The organism is Pelosinus sp. UFO1 (genome assembly GCF_000725345.1).
Taxonomy (GTDB): Bacteria; Bacillota; Negativicutes; order DSM-13327; family DSM-13327; genus Pelosinus.
In genome coordinates this window covers 1,771,078-1,788,489 of sequence record NZ_CP008852.1, presented here as the reverse complement: position 1 = coordinate 1,788,489, position 17,412 = coordinate 1,771,078, and the positions used below count along the sequence as shown (strand labels likewise).

At 39.7% G+C, this 17,412-nt stretch carries 15 protein-coding genes, 1 pseudogene and 1 other annotated feature (1 of these 17 only partly in view); of the genes and pseudogenes, 1 reads left to right on the top strand and 15 read right to left on the bottom strand.

The window, feature by feature from the left end:
- Positions 1-11: 11 nt before the first annotated feature.
- On the bottom strand, positions 12-689 hold the full coding sequence (locus tag UFO1_RS08120) for a uracil-DNA glycosylase (protein ID WP_084159926.1): 678 nt from the start codon (positions 687-689) through the stop codon (positions 12-14).
- A 97-nt stretch (positions 690-786) separates the two neighbouring features.
- Here UFO1_RS08120 and UFO1_RS08115 point away from each other — a divergent pair, with 97 nt between their 5' ends.
- Positions 787-1,203 carry an EVE domain-containing protein gene (locus tag UFO1_RS08115; protein ID WP_038669964.1) on the top strand — a complete coding sequence of 139 codons (417 nt, stop codon included), beginning with the start codon at positions 787-789 and terminating at the stop codon, positions 1,201-1,203.
- Between the two features lie 104 nt (positions 1,204-1,307).
- Here the strand turns inward: UFO1_RS08115 and UFO1_RS08110 are convergent, their stop codons facing one another.
- The 14 genes and pseudogenes from UFO1_RS08110 to UFO1_RS08045 form a co-directional block, all read right to left on the bottom strand.
- Complete coding sequence (locus tag UFO1_RS08110) at positions 1,308-1,691, bottom strand: hypothetical protein (protein ID WP_038669962.1); 384 nt, start codon at positions 1,689-1,691, stop codon at positions 1,308-1,310.
- Between the two features lie 101 nt (positions 1,692-1,792).
- Positions 1,793-1,984, bottom strand: a pseudogene (locus UFO1_RS08105) (methyl-accepting chemotaxis protein); the annotation flags it as partial.
- Positions 1,985-2,156: 172 nt separating this feature from the next.
- On the bottom strand, positions 2,157-3,074 hold the full coding sequence (locus UFO1_RS08100; protein WP_144390871.1) for an alpha/beta hydrolase: 918 nt from the start codon (positions 3,072-3,074) through the stop codon (positions 2,157-2,159).
- Positions 3,075-3,227: 153 nt separating this feature from the next.
- Positions 3,228-4,421, bottom strand: coding sequence for a hypothetical protein (locus UFO1_RS08095; RefSeq protein ID WP_038669956.1), 1,194 nt, complete (start codon positions 4,419-4,421; stop codon positions 3,228-3,230).
- Positions 4,422-4,665: 244 nt separating this feature from the next.
- Complete coding sequence (locus tag UFO1_RS08090) at positions 4,666-6,615, bottom strand: alpha/beta hydrolase (protein ID WP_051788862.1); 1,950 nt, start codon at positions 6,613-6,615, stop codon at positions 4,666-4,668.
- Between the two features lie 37 nt (positions 6,616-6,652).
- Positions 6,653-7,789, bottom strand: a complete 1,137-nt coding sequence (locus UFO1_RS08085; RefSeq protein ID WP_038669954.1) for a M20 family metallopeptidase — start codon at positions 7,787-7,789, stop codon at positions 6,653-6,655.
- A 45-nt stretch (positions 7,790-7,834) separates the two neighbouring features.
- A complete protein-coding gene (dcuC, locus tag UFO1_RS08080) occupies positions 7,835-9,196 on the bottom strand; it encodes a C4-dicarboxylate transporter DcuC (protein ID WP_038669952.1) in 1,362 nt (453 codons plus the stop codon).
- A gap of 21 nt (positions 9,197-9,217) precedes the next feature.
- Positions 9,218-10,552: a tannase/feruloyl esterase family alpha/beta hydrolase gene (locus UFO1_RS08075; protein WP_051788861.1), complete on the bottom strand. Its 1,335-nt coding sequence runs from the start codon at positions 10,550-10,552 to the stop codon at positions 9,218-9,220.
- A gap of 378 nt (positions 10,553-10,930) precedes the next feature.
- Positions 10,931-11,812, bottom strand: a complete 882-nt coding sequence (locus UFO1_RS08070) for a LysR family transcriptional regulator (protein ID WP_038669950.1) — start codon at positions 11,810-11,812, stop codon at positions 10,931-10,933.
- Between the two features lie 171 nt (positions 11,813-11,983).
- On the bottom strand, positions 11,984-13,006 hold the full coding sequence (locus UFO1_RS24020) for a metallophosphoesterase (RefSeq protein WP_051788860.1): 1,023 nt from the start codon (positions 13,004-13,006) through the stop codon (positions 11,984-11,986).
- Positions 13,007-13,119: 113 nt separating this feature from the next.
- On the bottom strand, positions 13,120-13,980 hold the full coding sequence (locus tag UFO1_RS08060; protein ID WP_038669948.1) for a C45 family peptidase: 861 nt from the start codon (positions 13,978-13,980) through the stop codon (positions 13,120-13,122).
- Between the two features lie 84 nt (positions 13,981-14,064).
- Positions 14,065-15,117: an EFR1 family ferrodoxin gene (locus UFO1_RS08055; protein WP_038669946.1), complete on the bottom strand. Its 1,053-nt coding sequence runs from the start codon at positions 15,115-15,117 to the stop codon at positions 14,065-14,067.
- Between the two features lie 27 nt (positions 15,118-15,144).
- Positions 15,145-15,333: a DUF1737 domain-containing protein gene (locus UFO1_RS08050; RefSeq protein ID WP_038669944.1), complete on the bottom strand. Its 189-nt coding sequence runs from the start codon at positions 15,331-15,333 to the stop codon at positions 15,145-15,147.
- Positions 15,334-15,409: 76 nt separating this feature from the next.
- Positions 15,410-17,161, bottom strand: coding sequence for an ABC transporter ATP-binding protein (locus UFO1_RS08045; protein WP_038669942.1), 1,752 nt, complete (start codon positions 17,159-17,161; stop codon positions 15,410-15,412).
- A gap of 183 nt (positions 17,162-17,344) precedes the next feature.
- Positions 17,345-17,412: a binding site (T-box leader), on the top strand (it continues 139 nt past the right edge of the window).

Genomic DNA, 17,412 nt, shown 5'->3' with positions numbered 1-17,412 from the left:
TAAGAAGAAACTTATTTTAAATTGTCAATCTGCCAATCAATCGGAGTTTGTCCCATGGATGTTAACATTGTATTCGTTTTGGAAAAAGGCTTACTTTTGAAAAAGCCTCTGCTTGCTGATAAGGGACTGGGATGAACCGACTTAATAATGTAGTGATTTTCATTGGTTATTAAACTGGTCTTGGATTGTGCATTATTTCCCCATAGAATAAAAACAATAGGCTCTTTTCTCTCATTTAACAAAGTAATTATTTTATCAGTTACCTGCTCCCATCCTAATTTGCTATGAGAGTTTGCCTGTCCCTCTACGACCGTAAGAACAGTATTTAATAAAAGAACTCCCTGCTCTGTCCATTTTTTCAGATAGCCATGATTCGGAATATAACATCCTAAATCATCTTTTAACTCTTTGTAAATATTCTGTAGGGATGGCGGAGACTGAATACCTGGTTTTACGGAAAAGCTAAGTCCATGAGCCTGATTTGGCCCATGGTATGGATCTTGACCTAATATTACTACTTTAACATCTTTATAAGCCGTATAATGCAGAGCATTAAAGATATCATATTTATTAGGATAAACAGTCTTTGTTTGGTATTCTTTAATTAAAAATTGCCGCAAATTTAAATAATATTCTTTTTGAAACTCTTCTTTTAGTAAGTCCTGCCAATCATTTTTAAATGTTATCATTTTCATCACCTTGCTCCATTATATCACATAAAAAGTTCCTTCTGGTACTGTAGATATTTTCACTAAATATAAATTATATTATAGGAGAGTGATTTCTATGGCTTACTGGCTTGCCAAAACCGAACCAGAAAGTTTCAGCTATGGAGACCTTGAAAAATTAGGACGTGACCGCTGGAATGGCGTGAAAAATTTTGCAGCGTTAAAGCATATGAAAAAAATGCAGCCTGGTGACTTAGTTTTTATTTATCATACAGGCAAAGAAAAATCCATCATCGGAGTCGCTGAAGTCGTAACACAAGCTTATCCTGATCCTAATGAGACTGACAATCGATTTGTCATCGTAGATGTGGAGCCTCGTTATCGTTTAGAAAGAGCCCTAACACTAAAAGAAATCAAACTCAACCCCATCTTTCAAGATTGGCAGCTGGTTCGCCAATCACGACTTTCTGTTATGCCTGTATCAGAAGAACATTGGCAATTGCTACATAATATCGCCAAGGAACCATCTCAGTGAGTAAAAAAATTACACTAATTTCAACGGAAAAAGCCAGAGAATATCTCTGGCTTTTTTCGCTATGTTACTAATTTGTAATAGGGAAAAAGCAAAAAGCTAGCGGATTAATCCGTTAGCTTTAAAAAGAGCCCGTAATGATCTACGCTACAGCCAATACCGATCATTACATACCTATACGCAATCTTTCGACTACCCACAAGCATTACACAACCGATACTGACCTTTGCTCGACTGCCACAGATACCTACCGAACCGGTCGCAATCTCCCGACAACGGCCGACCCCTATATCTTCAGCACCCATGACAGTCTTAGCTCGACCGTTATACATCCCTTTTGACCACACGACAACAGTTGGGCTGCCGTACAGCCTTACAAGACATATAACGATCTGCCCGCCGACTACTGCCGAGCCTTTCGACCCGACAATAATCTTTGGCCGACCAATACCGAACCTTGTAAGATCCGGCACCAGTCTTGGCTCAACCATTACGAACCCTTTACAATAAATAGTATGGCTTAATTAAGGAGTCAAATACCTTGTATTTTTTGGTAATCATTCTTCAAACTGAGGACCCTCTACCTTTTGCATTAAACCTGAAACTTACTTACAGCTCCTCGAAGATCAATTGCCAGATGAGCTAATGATTGACTAGATGAGGCGATTTCTTCCATAGATGCCGATTGTTCTTCCGTAGCAGCAGATACAGCCTGTGCCTCTCCAGATGCTTTTTTACTTAGCACATCAAATTGTTTCATTGATCCAACAATTTGCCGGCTGCTACTAATCTCAGTAGCCGCATCTTGGCATAACAATGTATTTTATTTAAAAATAGATTCTAGAACCGCATACAGAAATACGCGGTTCTAGAAAAAGAAAGTCATATAATATTATTTCTAGAAATTCCAAATAGGAAGGAAAAAACCTAACGTATTGAGGCAAAGAAGCGCAGCATCATAGTTGTCCATTCCCTATCAGCTTTGCTGCTGCAGCTGCCATTTTAGCGTCACTGTGCCCCACACCAGGTACAGTAATCAACTTCCAATTAAAAGGTACTCCCAATGTTTCAGCCTCATTTTTCGCCATAGAAAAAAACTTATTCCCCCGTTCAAAACGATTGCTGCCTTCCCTCGCTGCCAAAAGAGTTTGCCTGAGAACTCCCCCTGTCTTGGTATCGCTCTCACCTAATAAAATAATCACTGGCTTAGCAAACTCTTTTGCCAAATCTTTATTTGTCACGGGTATATTTTTGAGTCCATAAGGAAAAGGAATATCCCTATCAGGCATGGTATACCAGCCAGCATTTGCTGAAATAATTCTCTTTGCTTTTGATTCCGGGGAAAAAAGAAAATATCGATGCACAAATTGCGCCCCCGCAGAATGTCCGAAGAGAGTGAAAGTATCGGTAGTTGCACCAGACCGGGCATGCAACTCATTAAATACACGATCAATTACCGAAAATATCCATTGTTCACGTGGTTGTAATTTCCCATTCTCATTGTCAGTATTCATCACATTACCCACATTATAGTAACCTACTCCAGGATATTTACTTTCTGAAAAATCAGGGCAAATCACAAGTAAGTTATAATCATCTGCATACTTCTTCCATTCATTCCGATACTCTTCAGCATTGCGTTGCACACCATGCAAAACAATTACAATTTCTTTTTCTGGTGTCCACCCTGATGGACGATAATAAAATACCCGTAAGTCCTCCTGATTCACACCTGTAGTTTCGGGCATAGTAAACGTTCCTGCCCCAATACTCAATTGACTAGAGTTCTGCGGATTGGCACATCCAATTGATGCATTACAAATAAAAAGACCGAGAATGAATAGCATGTACCACCTGAAACACTTTATTTTCAACTTAAAGCCCCCTATTCAATGATTATAATTGCTATTAAAATCCTTCTCTTACAGCTTCTTGTGGCTATTGAAACTAAAGACTAAAGCTACTATTTGATTTTCTCTCTAGCACAGAGAAACCCCGTTCCCTAAAGATACATTTCTTAAATCTATTTAAAAACCTACTGTTAGTTGCACTCGGCTATAGTTTGGTAAATCTTCTCCAGTATCTGCGTCTTTAGTTTTGAAAGTCTGGAAGCCTTCCAGTATAATATTCTTGTCCATCGCATAGTGTGCGCTAATTGCAGGTCCTTTATAGCCTTCTGTGGGGATACTAACGCCAGTGCCTGAAGATGAGAACATATTACCCGCTTTAATATCACGATAATCAAGTCTCATCCCAAAAGACCCGGGAACATCGTCTTTAGCACCTTTCCAACGTAGGCTAATGTAATAACCGGAGGGGTCATTGGCCTGTCCATAGTTTACGTTATAGTCACCGACGAGTTTAAAGTCATTGTTAAGCTGGGTATTCACGCCTAAGCCCCTTACGTTGAAGTTACTGTCTGCGCCACTCACTTCTTTAACCCACATGGTATTAACGGTAGTGGCTTTGCTGATAGGATAACTTGCGTTTAGAAAAACGGCATCTTCTAGTTTAGGTTTGCTAGTATTAGTTTGGGTGGTAGTGGATATCGTTGTGTACTTTTTAGTAACTGGATCATATGTTGTTTTTGAAGTTGTAGTAAATTTAGCTGTTGGAGTAGCAAAAGCTCCGAAGTTAGCATAACCAGCAGTCACTTTCACGTCATCAATCTTAGTGTCGAATTTAACACCGTCAATCAAGCCGATAGCGGTGGAGTTCCAGTAGTTAGTAGTACCGAAAGCTTGGCTGAATCGACCTATGGTCATAGTGCTACCAAGGACATCTTTTATGGCCATATTAACATCGGATACAAAATAGCTATCTTTACCTTGAAGAGCTGTCTTACCATCGCTATCGGTAATAGAACCGGCCTTACCGAATTCGTTCTCATTTAGTAGACGCCAACGGGTATTAAAAGTGATTTTGTCATTAACTTTATAGCTCATGTTCAAACGGATTCGTTGCATAAAAGCACTGTCGCCATCATCGGCACCATCCTTTATCCAGCGAACACGATAATCGCTACCGTCAAAGCTAAGTTTATTATCATTGTCCTTTTTCTTAGAAACCTTTGCGGTTGCCATACTCTTTTCCAGCTCTGCCATGCGGGCTTTCAAACTCGCAAGTTCTGCCGCCATATCGGGCTCAGAAGCGGCAAAAACTGTACCTGTCATTCCTAGACTAAACATCAGGGCTAATGAAAGTGCTAATTTCTTTTTCATGAGTATCCCCCTTATATTCTACTTTTGTAACTAGGTTGTCATATGGCACCGACGAGCTGATAAGTCTCTGCGTTTCCTTATAAAATCATCTTGCCACAGACATTATCTTTTCACCAGTAGTCGGCGTTAGCGGGTAATAAATCACTGGACCTCCCTTGTCCCCGGCGTCTCCTCTAGTGGAAAAACCAATGCAAGATCACATTATTGAGCAAAAACAGTATCTAGGGTGAATCTATATGTAACGCTAGTGGAGTGGAATATAGCAGACATTGCTGGTCAACATCATCATGATGAATATGAGACAGGTAACCATTGGTCCAAGATAAACCTTGCCTGTTAACCTAAAGAAGTATCGATTGTAGTATGGGAGAGCGAACATCATCGGGATAATTCCAAAAAGCAGATTTATATAAAGCCACTCATCAGTCCAATAAACGGTACCGGTATAGGCTAAATATATATACTGAATTGCCATAATCATCATCAAGCCGACAGAGTTGCCCAAACCCATGATCAACATACTGACCCACTCCTTCTGACCTTCAAAACGGCTGGCGCAGTTGACGCGGATAGAATTGCTAAGATAGAAAATAAAGAAAAACGGGATATATTCCAGAGCAACGATCCACATTTTACTCGGAAAAGCGGCTGGAGCTGACACAAAATCGAATCTAAAGTCGGTGTGGAAAATACCATAAGAGACAAAAACCAGAGTATAAAAGGCCGCAAATACGGTAAGAGCCAGGCAGAGGGTCTTGGCTAATTCTTTCACATTTGTCTTGATGCCCCACATTTCAGGGGAAATGCCATTCTTTTTACCGAACAACTTGTAAGTAAGAAAGAAGACAATAAGGCCGATGGTGCCGTTCGCTACTGCCCACAGTAATACGGCGTTATTGATTCGCTGAGGGAACCACCAAGTTTGCATAGCTTGGCTCGCATTCGGAAAAAGAATGAATGTAGCTCGAGCCATCGGTACAAACAGATAACAGGCCAAAATAGCGGAGATGACAAAAGTAATCCAGAACACAATTCTCCCTTTCTTGCTAGGCGTTGGCAGAGCTGGAGGAATAGGATGCACTAAGGAGCTGAACACGGGAAGACGCAGCATCAAAGTAGCGAATGGAACGAGGAATAGAAATGCGCCTATCAGTGACAAAAGGGTAAACCATTCCTTGATCATCCACTTCTGATTTGAGGAGGGAATAAGGGGATTCAAGTTAAAGACGGTAGTAAAGAAATCAATCATGTGGGCCATATGAGAAGAATCATACTGCATAAGGGGATGAATGTTGTTGGTATTGTGAACCACTCGCATAGTCCGGTTGGTATAGTCGCCGTATATATTTCCGATTTCCACTTCGGAGATCTTTTTATCTTTAGGGAAAATGGTATTTACCAACCGTAGTGCTTCCGGTGCATTATGCATATCGGCGCTGCGGTTCGTGTTCCTGTAGGCACCCTCATCATGGAAGCCATAGTCCATCCCAACATTGGCGTCAACAGTTGTAAGAATTTTATCTGTTAAAGTCATTACAAACCCGCCAACAAAAATTGATGATATTTTGTTTTGCGACTTAGCATAGGCCAGTTCTGCAGGTGTAATGTTTTGTCCCCCATCAGAGTCCTTAGATTTAGCTTTTCTAAGAGCCTCGGCCTGCCGTGCGCCAAAAAGAGACGCCGACTGCAGTACTGCATTTCCGCCAGCAGAATATCCTGTTGCTCCTATCCTTGTTTTATCAATGTAATTAAGATTAGGCGTATCATAAATGTATTCCACCATTGGAACGGTGCCGTATCCTTCTAATGAGGCGGACTGTTTTTGCACCGTTGAACTTGAAGCACCCTGGTTATAGGGATCAATCGTCATAACGGCTATTCCCCTTCGGGCAAGTTCAAGGGAATAACTACTTAGTGTTTCTTTGCTTCTTTCAAATCCTGGGCACACCACAACCATCGGTACCGGATTTTCTGCGGTAGCACTTTGGGGCTTAAACAGATCTGCCGTAAGCCACTGACCGTTTTCCGTCGGAATTTTAAGGCCGATCACATCGATCTTTCCGCCATCCGTTTGAACAATATAAGCACCAATATTACCAATGAGAATAAGTGCCAATGAAATACCCAGTAAAATCATTGTCCAATTCTTTCTGCTACTCTTTGGTTTTTCTTCTTTAATTTTTTTATCGTCCATACTAAACCTCCAGTTTGCTTTTTGCCTCTTACCTCTCCTAATTCTCCGCTATATCCTGAATAATCCGACGCAATAAATGAAAACGCGGCTCAATCGAGTGAATCAATATGTATTCATTGGCTCCATGGGAGCCGCCACCTACTGGACCTAAACCATCAATTGTGGGAATACCCAGGTTAGCAGCAAAACTGCCATCCGACCCGCCACCAGTAGCAGTCCAGCCAATCTCAATTCCTAATTCACAACCGATTTGCTCTACTACGCTGCAAAGCTGCAAGGTTTTCTCTGTAGGATTCATCGGCGGGCGAGTCACACCGCCAGTTACTTTGGCTATAACCCCTGACGTTCTGGGATGAGCAACCAAATCTTTCATTATATTTTCAATCGCTTCTACTTCGGCAACATTATAGAATCTTAAATCAACTTCAGCCTTTGCCTGGTCTGCAACCACATTCACTGCAGTTCCGCCAGAAATAACGCCAACATTCACTGTAGTCCCAGTCTGATAATTCGTCTTATTATGCAGAGCAAGTATCCAGTGGGCTAGTTCTTGAATGGCACTACAACCTTTTTCAGGATCAACACCCGAATGAGCAGCCACCCCAAAAACCTCAATTTTATATCGTCCAACCCCCTTGCGCTGATTCACCAGATTTCCATTGGCCCTGGCGGCTTCTAGAACAAGAGCATATCGACTTTTTTCCGAAAGTTCCTCAAGCCAAGTACGAGAAAACATTGAACTTATTTCTTCATCGCTATTAAAAGCAATACAGATTGATGTCTGGTTTAGTTTGCCTTCATGTTGAAGAGAGCTGAGGGCGTAATAGATCGAGAGCAAACCCGCTTTCATATCATTAACTCCAGGGCCAAAGGCTTTATCCTCTTTCACCATAAAGGGTCTTTCTGCTACAGTGCCAATTTTAAAGACAGTATCCATATGTCCCATTAATAAGACATCATACTGTCCTTGGTCTGTATTAACAATTTCTAGACAGGGGCCAATTGAAGAATCAAAATTGTGAGATCTAACCTGCCACCCCATAGCAGAAAATTTTTGGTGAAAAAATTGAGCTACCTGTGCCGTTCCTTCTGGATAATTAGAACCACTGTCAATATTAATGAGATATTCCAAATCTTTCAAGTAAGCTGCAAGATCAAAAACTGCGTTATTCATAGTCCACTCCTAAAAATATTTTTTTGGTGAATTCGTCAAAGATGATTAAAATAGAAAGAAATTTGCAATCGTTGTTACAATTAAAGCACCAACCATAGGAATGGCTGTCCGTTTAGCAACGTCCATAGGAGAAACCATAGCTAGACCAGCAACGGCAATACAAACAGCTGAAACCGGTGATATACTACGGGCTGCGGTTGCCGCAAATTGCATGGGTAATAACATATGTACAGGATCAATACCCATTTGCTTGGCCATCGTCGGAGCCAGTGCCGCGAAAGAAAAGATTGAGGCGTCACCCGATCCTGTGACAACGGCTGCCCCCGCAACAACACTTTGCATGACAAGGATCATGGCATGATCACCAAATCCAGCTGTTTGTGTTGATTTGATAATAGTATCAATAGCACCAACTGCTGTCAGTCCAGCAGCAAAGGTTTCAGCGGCAATAACCAGTGATACGACAGACGCAAAAGATGCCCCCATGCCGTCAAAGAATTTTTGGATACTTTGCGCAACTTTCTTATAATCTCTACATCGGATATACTCCAAAACCATGCTGACGAACAGACCAATGAGCATGGCTGCGATAACGCTCATTCTAATTTTAGACCCCAAAACTGGGCTAAAAATGAAAATGAGTACAATGGGAAGCAAGGGTAGAAAAGCATATAATAACGGTGGAGTTTGTTCTCCTTCAGCTTTTGTTGCAACAATCTCAGAACGCACTGCGATATGACCAGTTTTTTTATCAAACCACTGTTGTACAAAATAATGTAAGATGGCAACAGTTAGAATGACTGGAATTGCAATTATAATCTGGTACTGGGCTACATAAGTCACAACATCGATGCCAGCGTTTTTAGCTACTAATTGAGATGTAGCCGAAGCAGGCCCGAGATCTACACAGCTACTTGTGACAATAACAGCAGCAGCGCTCAACCGACTCACTCCCAAGCCAATCAGAATGGGAAACATAGTGGCCATCAGCAATAAACCCAGGCCAGCAGCACTAATGATGGCTATTTTCATCATTTGACCGACGATAAAAGCTAAGGCCAGCACTACATAAGGGGAATGGAAGAAATTCAGCGGTTTAACCCCAAGATGCACGAATGCTTTACTTGCGCCGATATGATCCATATAACGAACAAAGCCGGCAACAGACATAATCATTAAACCGAGGCCAGCGACTCGATTGCTCAGCAAATCTTCTACGACCTTGAAAATATCAAGCCAGGCAAAGCCCATACTCTGTTTAACAGCTATGATCGGCTTTCCCATCAAAATGGCACATGCCAACAGAATAATGCCAGCCACAAAAATTACGGTCTGGGCCTTATATTCCTTAAACAAAAGATATCCTACCCATACTGTAACAACAGCGGCAATTAGAACTCCTAACATCAAAACATCCCCCCATTATATTTAGTATTTTTCAATATCCTCTCCAGTGATTATACTGACAGCTTTACTTCTAGTTGAAGGCATACCTATTGTCTTACTGGCAGGTGGTGGGTTCCCTTTTTCCACCCAATCCACTAGGATGTCAAATGCTTGATGGAAATAGGGGAGCATGGCTTGCAGTTGATTATTACTATCAACTTTTGGATTTCCTACAAGTCCGTCTAAATGATTGCCATGTTCGATCAAATATAATCGATGCCTATCCCCTTTACCTTTTTCACGAATTAAGTTTTGGTAGCCAATCGCGTGATAAAATGGATGAATCTGTACATCCCAAGTACCTGCCAGTGAAAGTAAGGGTTTTTGTATATTGCCTGTAAGGGAAATCTGAGCGACGGCTTGTTTTACTTCTTTCGGACGTTCTTGCCAATTATAATCATCATAATCTTCCGGATGGTCATTATATTCCCACCAATCTCGATGTAAGTAGGTAGGGTCAAATTTCATACGCAAGGAATCGGGAGGAAGTTTTTTATTTTTTTCATAGTATTCCATAAGAAAGTCAGTTTCTGGTGGAAAACCGTATTTTTCACGGGCAACATCTTTAGTCTCTTGGCTAGCATTCGGGTCCTGTAGTATCTTCCAATGGCGCATTTGATCAACTTTAACCGTGATGTTGTTTATATCAACTGTCCATAAAACACCCTTCCAATCTAACCCGCCATCATATAAATCTCCATCATGTTCAATTGCATATCGCGTAACATAGCCACCATTTGATCCTGCTGATATATAGGTTCGAATAGGAAGCTTACCTTTAAGACTCAATAATAATTCCCTTGCTGCTATTGTTAACTGCCTCATCCGAACATGCCATGCTGCTAGATTATCTTTAGAGTGCAGAAAAGCAGTATTTGCCCGTTTCTCTGAATACAGCTTTCCATCTGCTGCCGGAATAATTTCGCCCCTAGTCCCTTTATCAGTACTAGCATAAGCATACGAGGCCTTCTCATCATCTAATTTTGTAAGTACATAATCGCTAAGAAGCACATCCATCGATCGCTCACTAGCCGCTCCACCAGCTGCACTAACAACTAGTTTACTATTCCATTTATCAGGAATGCGAATGACAAACTTAGAATCATCAAACATGCCTGATATCTCCATACCTGGAACACTCGCCTTAGGGATTAACCATTCTGGTTTGAAAGCTTTACCTTTAGAAGTCCAATCATGAACCTCAATATTATCAACACCTACAACTGCTTCTTTGGCAATAATAGGATTATTAGTCGTTAAGTCATCATATATTTTCACTTCTACATTATGGGCTCCGGGAATGAGGGTCGACGCCATTATTTTTCCTCCACTATTTAATCATTATTTTTCCTCTGAGGTTAATCCCCTGATAATTGTCTCAACCACATCAGATTCTCGACTTAGTCTCAGTTGCCACAAAAACTATATCCTCATGTTACAATCTTACGAATATTTTGTGAAATACTTCCTTTCTATCATGCGATAGTTTCACTGTATAACTCTCTGTAGCTATAAGAAAAGACTTGGCTTATACCAAGTCTTCAGGGCAAAAAGATATCGCTAGCGCATTGTAAAAAATCATTACATCGTTCATTGAAGCGTCACAGGCCTGCTTTGGAAACAAGAAAGTGTATACTTTCCGATTACGCAAAAATGAGTTGGTGAGAAATATATCTCATCAACTCATTTCAACATTTACGATTTAAATTTCTGCATAAACTTAATAAAATCAAGTGCTAACGCCGATAAATATTTGTCTTTAGCCCAAATAAAACCTGTCTGAAATTGTATCGGCTCTGCCAAAGGTCTGATTGCTATGTGAGGATTATTTTTAATTATAGCGATTGTATCGTCAAGAACAAATGTTATTCCCGCCCCGCTCGCAACCATATTAAATGCAGTTACAACTTGTAATGGAGTAAATAATATATCGGGGGCAAAGCCACATTTTTCACATTCCTCCATTATTCTCTTCTTTATATAACTACCGCGAGCACACAGAATAAACTTTTCATTTTTCAATATTTCAAAGGGTACTGTTTCATAACGGCTCAAAGGATGGTCTATGGGAAACACAACAAGAAGTTCACCATGGTAAAAAGGAAGAGTCATATAGGACGGGGATGGATCAGACAATACAATTAAACCTAATTCAATGGTTTCATCAGAAACTCTATCAATAATGTTCTGTACTCCAAGTTCATGAATATTGAGAATAACATGAGGATATCGCGAAGCATACTCTGTAAATATAATTGGAAACATCCACGACCCGAGGGCAGTAGGGATTGCTAACCTAAGTTCCCGATTCGCTTTAGAACCAAGATCATACATCTCACTCACAGTGTTTTGTACATCATTTAATATCTTTTTCACTCGTTCTAAAAAAATTTCGCCTTCCTTTGTAAGGTTGACAGAGCGCTGATCTCTATGCAACAGACAAACACCTAGTTCTTCTTCAAGTTTGAGTATGGATACAGTAATCGATGGCTGTGCAACATGAAGTTCCTCTGCTGCTTTAGTAAAATTCTTGAGCCTACTTACGCTCTCAAAATATTCCATTTTCTTTAAATCCATACCTTGCTCCCTTCAAAAACGGAATTCAACTGGGATTATACTCTTCATCGCAAAATTTATTTTTAATATGATTATATTGTGCCATAAATAATGAGAAGATAGCAAGCTAATGAATTACAATGGCCATAGCCCCAACCACTCCACCCTACAGCAATAGACCTTCAGGCCATTTTACTTTGATAGATTCGGAACAAAAAATGTTCGTTCCAGATTGTCCATCCAAATTTTCCTTCCGTGATCGAACGTCCTTACCACAATTTTATCAGAATACAGATAGAGTGAGTTGGTCCAAACATTCACTCTGTCCATATCTGAGTTGTGTATGTTAGTGACCCGTCCTTCGTAAAGATTAATATCCGATGCAAAGGATGGGTCTGTAGCAGGAGTGTGAGTATGTCCAGAAACCCAAAGCAAAATTTGGTCGTTGTTATTGATAATATTGCGAATTTCCTCCTCAGGCTGAGCAATAAACCTAGGGGTATTTGCATGTTTGTTAGTAGTGCTAGATAATGTTCCTTTAAGTGGACCATGGAAAAAAATTATGGTAGGAGTGGCCTGATTCATATTCAATGTTTCCCGCAACCAATCTAACTCACGTTTAGACATCTCGGTCAGGTTCGATGATTCAAGGGAATCCACCGATAAATAAACTAATAGATACTTCCCGCGTTTTTGCGTATAGAATACTTCCGACAACCCCCATGTTTCTTTGAAGCGCTCAAGACTTTGCTGTCGGACATTAGCGTCCGCACTGACAAAATGCATGTCGGGCGAAAAGGAATTGTTATATATATAATCATGATTTCCAGTTATAAAGTGCACAGGTTTCTCAAATTGGTCAAAGTAGGTTTTGCAATAAGCATATTCTTCGTCGTTTGCAAATTGGGCTACGATATCACCTACAACATTAATCTGATCCACATCTTCCCAGGCATTAATATCGTCTATCACTGCATTCTTGACATTCATAATCCTTTGTTGCGTTGCAACATTCGGATGCTCCCGTATACGTGAGGGCAAATGTGGATCACCCAGTACAACAATGCGATGATAGCCCACCGATTCAGTAGCATTTTCCCCAGTTCTAGCCAAGAGAGGCATAGCCGTTAATATCTGTGGGCATACAAATTTTCCGTAAAAATACACAGCCCCTCCACCTATTACGAGATGTTTTAAAAAATCTCGTCTATTCAATGTTACCATCTCCTTAACTTATACTGAAAAATAAGCCTCTATGCTCAGCGCGCCCAGAAAAGTACTATCTGTTTAATAACAAATAGTACTTCTGGAAAACATGATATTTTTATTTATTTGTTTAAAAACAACTTCCCATTAAAAACATCCTCAGGATTTATTCTTAAAACTTGCTCACTTTCATTAGGATTTAGAATTCTAATATATAATTCCGGAGAGTTATTTTGTGGTATTGCTACTGCCCAAACAGCCATTGTCCGAGTTTTATTTGGTGTGCTTCCTGTACGAAAAATACTATTATCCGGTCCATCATTTTGATCTTTACTGAGAGCTATAAAGGTATCGAGATCAACCTTCTCCGAAATATTATTTAGCAATTCTCCAATGCGACTATATCTTTTCTGACTACTTGTACCAGAAATATGGTTAAATTCTAGCATAGATTCAGCTACATAATGATTGGTATGAAAGATAGCCCCATTTTCCTTCACCATAACAGAAAAATTACCCTCAGGCCCAATTTCTATTGTCGCAATTTTTTCCTTATCAGCGATCATTAAAATCTGTGGCCCCACAAATAAATCAGTTTTAGATATAGCTTCTTCGACACTATTACACTCTTTTAGCAATCTCGCAGAAAGCCCATGGGTATATGCCATGCCTTTTCGTTCTTTAACTGATATACTTCCTGCAGTGGCACTTACTACCACAAGCCCTTTCTCATTAATTCCGGCCTTCAGGCCTTTATGAGCTCCATCCATTGCAAAAAGTCCCAAATACCTATAGCCATCTGCGGGTGAAATAAGTTGTACATCTTGTTGATGGTCAGGTAACCAATCGCGATTTTTTACTATAAGGCTTCCTCCACCCTCAACTGCATTCCCATTTGCAGCCCATAATGTACAAGCTTGAGTAGGAGTGACAGAGAAAGTAATTACCAACAGCATGGCCCATATCGCTAAATATCGTTTCAAAACTCGTTACCCTCCATATTTTCTAGATTAATAGCTCCCACTATATACTTCTAGGTCAATTAATTATCTTTAATAATAGAATACTCATCTATTATTAATGTCCTTTAAAGTTACATCTGGAGCATGATATCTGCGTAAATAATGAGTATGCGATAGTCTGCTAAAAATCATACTGAATAATCGCCACCTCATGACTTGATGAATGAGTATATACGCAAGGTAAACTGCAATTAATACAAATACATATTGCACGATTCCTACCCAATTTATAGGAAGCCAATCTAAATGTCCGTTAAATAGATGACCCTGTAAATAGGCAGCAGCAGGCACTGTGGTTAGATAGTAAAAAACGATCGCTAATATTGGGCTTGCTTCAATTGCCTTATGGGGACAATAGTTCATACAAGCCATGCAGCTGTCGCAGGAATAACTCCAATACGGGCGTTTTTTAATTTTTCCAGTCATCTTAATAGCTTTTGTCGGACAAATATTAGAACACAGCCCACATCCTACACATTTATCTGAGGCAAAGAAAAGTTTTGATAAAATAAGTTGTGCCATAATTAGATACATAAATGAAACCGACGCTAACAAGAGACCTAAAACCAAAGGAATAAATCCTCCAAAATAAACTTGCCCTAATAAAACAGTTTTAGCAAAAGAATTGACTTTTGGTTCTGCCTCCGAAATTATGAATTCGGCATTCTCCTTGCTTAACCCCCAATGAACAGCTGTCCAGTTACTAGGCATGTCAATTCCCATAACACCCTTGATTTTATACCCTTTCAAAAATAACAGAAATGCCGTTAGGTAACCAGCTGTCCCTTCCATTCCTGGTAACGCAATTCCTTTTACTCTAGTACCAGCCCGCGTTGGTAGAACAACAGCCGACGCACCATTCGCCCGCGGAAGCTGGAAAATCTGTTTTATCACTAACCAAGGAGCTGTAAAACCATGAGTAGGCAGTGTAAAAACACACAAGGTTTTCTCATCTGGTCCAAAACACAGCTTCTCGGTCTTTATTTGTTGTACACCTGTTTGCATCCCCATAGACCTTGCTACTTCAGCAAACCACATTGCTACCTTATAGGAATTCCCTGTACCCGTCATATAAAACACAAATGACTTCTCAATCATTTTGATCACCACCATACAACAAACTAGTTATACCTTTGTGGTTGCAACGGCATCCTTAAGAATGACAGCTTGTGCCACTATCACATCGGTTCCATTAAACGTGGCAGAAGGAGATCCGTATAGCATGTACCCCTCATCTAACAATGTAGAAATTCTCTGACAAAACGTTGCATCATCTTTTCCTGTAATTAATCGATATCTAAGTTGTTTCTCCACAAAAATTCCCCCTCTAAAAGTTATTTTTACATCTTACTTTCAAATCAAGCACTGGGGTTTTTCACCAATTATTTTACTATTCGTCTTGCAGTTGATCCAACCCTTCAAATTGCATCTTATAATATTTAGCGTAAAGACCATTTAAAGATAATAGTTCGTCATGGGATCCCCGCTCTTGAATTCCTTTGTGATTGATTACAATAATTTCATCTGCACTCCGAATGGTACTAAGTCTATGAGCCACAACAATGGTAGTACGATCTTTTGAAAGGCGTTCCAGAGAGGTCTGAATATAACGTTCGCTTTCGTTATCCAAAGCAGATGTAGCTTCGTCCAAAATAAGAATCTTAGGATTTTTCAAAAACACGCGAGCAATAGCAATTCTTTGTTTTTGACCACCAGAAAGGCGTGTTCCTCTTTCACCGACGTAACTATCGTACCCATCAGCAAGGCTCATAATAAAATCATGAATATTGGCGTTTTTAGCCGCCTCTATAATTTCTGCATTGGTAGCATCTGGTTTACCATAGGCAATGTTATCACCGATGCTGCCAGCGAATATATAAACATCCTGTTGAACAATACCAATCGAACTGCGCAGAGACTTGAGCGTAACATCACGCACATTTTTTCCGTCAATCATAACGGCACCTTCAGTAACATCATAGAAGCGTGGCAATAGGGAACATAGTGTAGTTTTTCCACCACCAGAAGGGCCCACCAATGCCACTGTTTTCCCAGCCGCAATGGAAATGTTTACTTTATGAAGCACTCCTGTATTTTGATTGTACCGAAAAGAAACATCTTGATAGACAATATTACCTTCAACATTAGTCAATGTTATTGCATTCGGTTTATCTAGAATTTCCGGGGTTATTCCCACCACATCCATAAAACGTTTGAAACCAGAATAGCCTTTTTGAAACTGTTCCGTAAAATTGATCAGTACATCAATCGGATTAATAAAAATCCCGATATATAGTGCATACACAGCAAGATCAGCAACTTTCAAACTACCATTGGCAATGAAAAAGCCTCCACTCACAAGTACCGCCGTATATAGTAATCCTTGAAAAAAGGCATTACCCGCATGAAAGCTACCCATAATTTTATAACTGTCTTCCTTGGAATCCAAAAATTCAAGATTACTAGAGCAAAACTTTTCCCTTTCCAAATCCTCATTAGCAAAAGATTTGACAACACGAATACCGGAAAGGCTATCCTGCACACGTGAGTTCACACTGGCAATCTTTTTTCGGTTATCCATAAATACTGCTTTCATTTTTTTGTTCTTATAAATACTGAAAATAATCATAAGCAAGGTAACAACAAAAAGAATCAATGTCATTTTGACATTGATCAACATCAAAAATGCAAAAGAGCCCAAAATCTTTATGGTCGATATAAAAATATTTTCTGGCCCATGATGAGCCAATTCGGATATATCAAATAAATCAGATACCAATTTTGACATCATCTCGCCGGTGTTATTATTGTCATAATAAGAAAAGGACAGCCTTTGATAGTGGTTAAATAAATCTTGACGCATATCGCTTTCCATTCGGGCCCCCATTATGTGCCCCCAAGTAGTGATATAATATTGGCAAGCATAACGAATGCTGTACATGATGAGCATTCCCACACCGACAAAACCAATCACATTCAAAATTTCAGTTGCATCACCAGTAAAAATCCCATGGGTAAGATAATAAAGAATCTGAGGGAATGCAAGATCGATCAAGGAAACAACCAATGCACAAAATAAATCGAAATAAAATAACCGCTGATATGGTTTATAATATTGAATGAATTTTTTATAAATAGACATAAATAGCCTCCGTTTATCATAAGTAACTTAAAGAACTTCTCTTTTACTAAAAACTTTTCCTGCAAATAGTACAAACAAATAGAAGGATAATGGTTACGAAAATATAAAAAAACCGTAAATTACTGTACATTGTGTATTGACATTTGTGTTGCAACATTTTATAATCGTTACAATACCATATCGTTATTGGTGATGACGGAAAAAAGTAATTATGTTATTTTCATACAGAGAGCTAGTGGTTGGTGTAAACT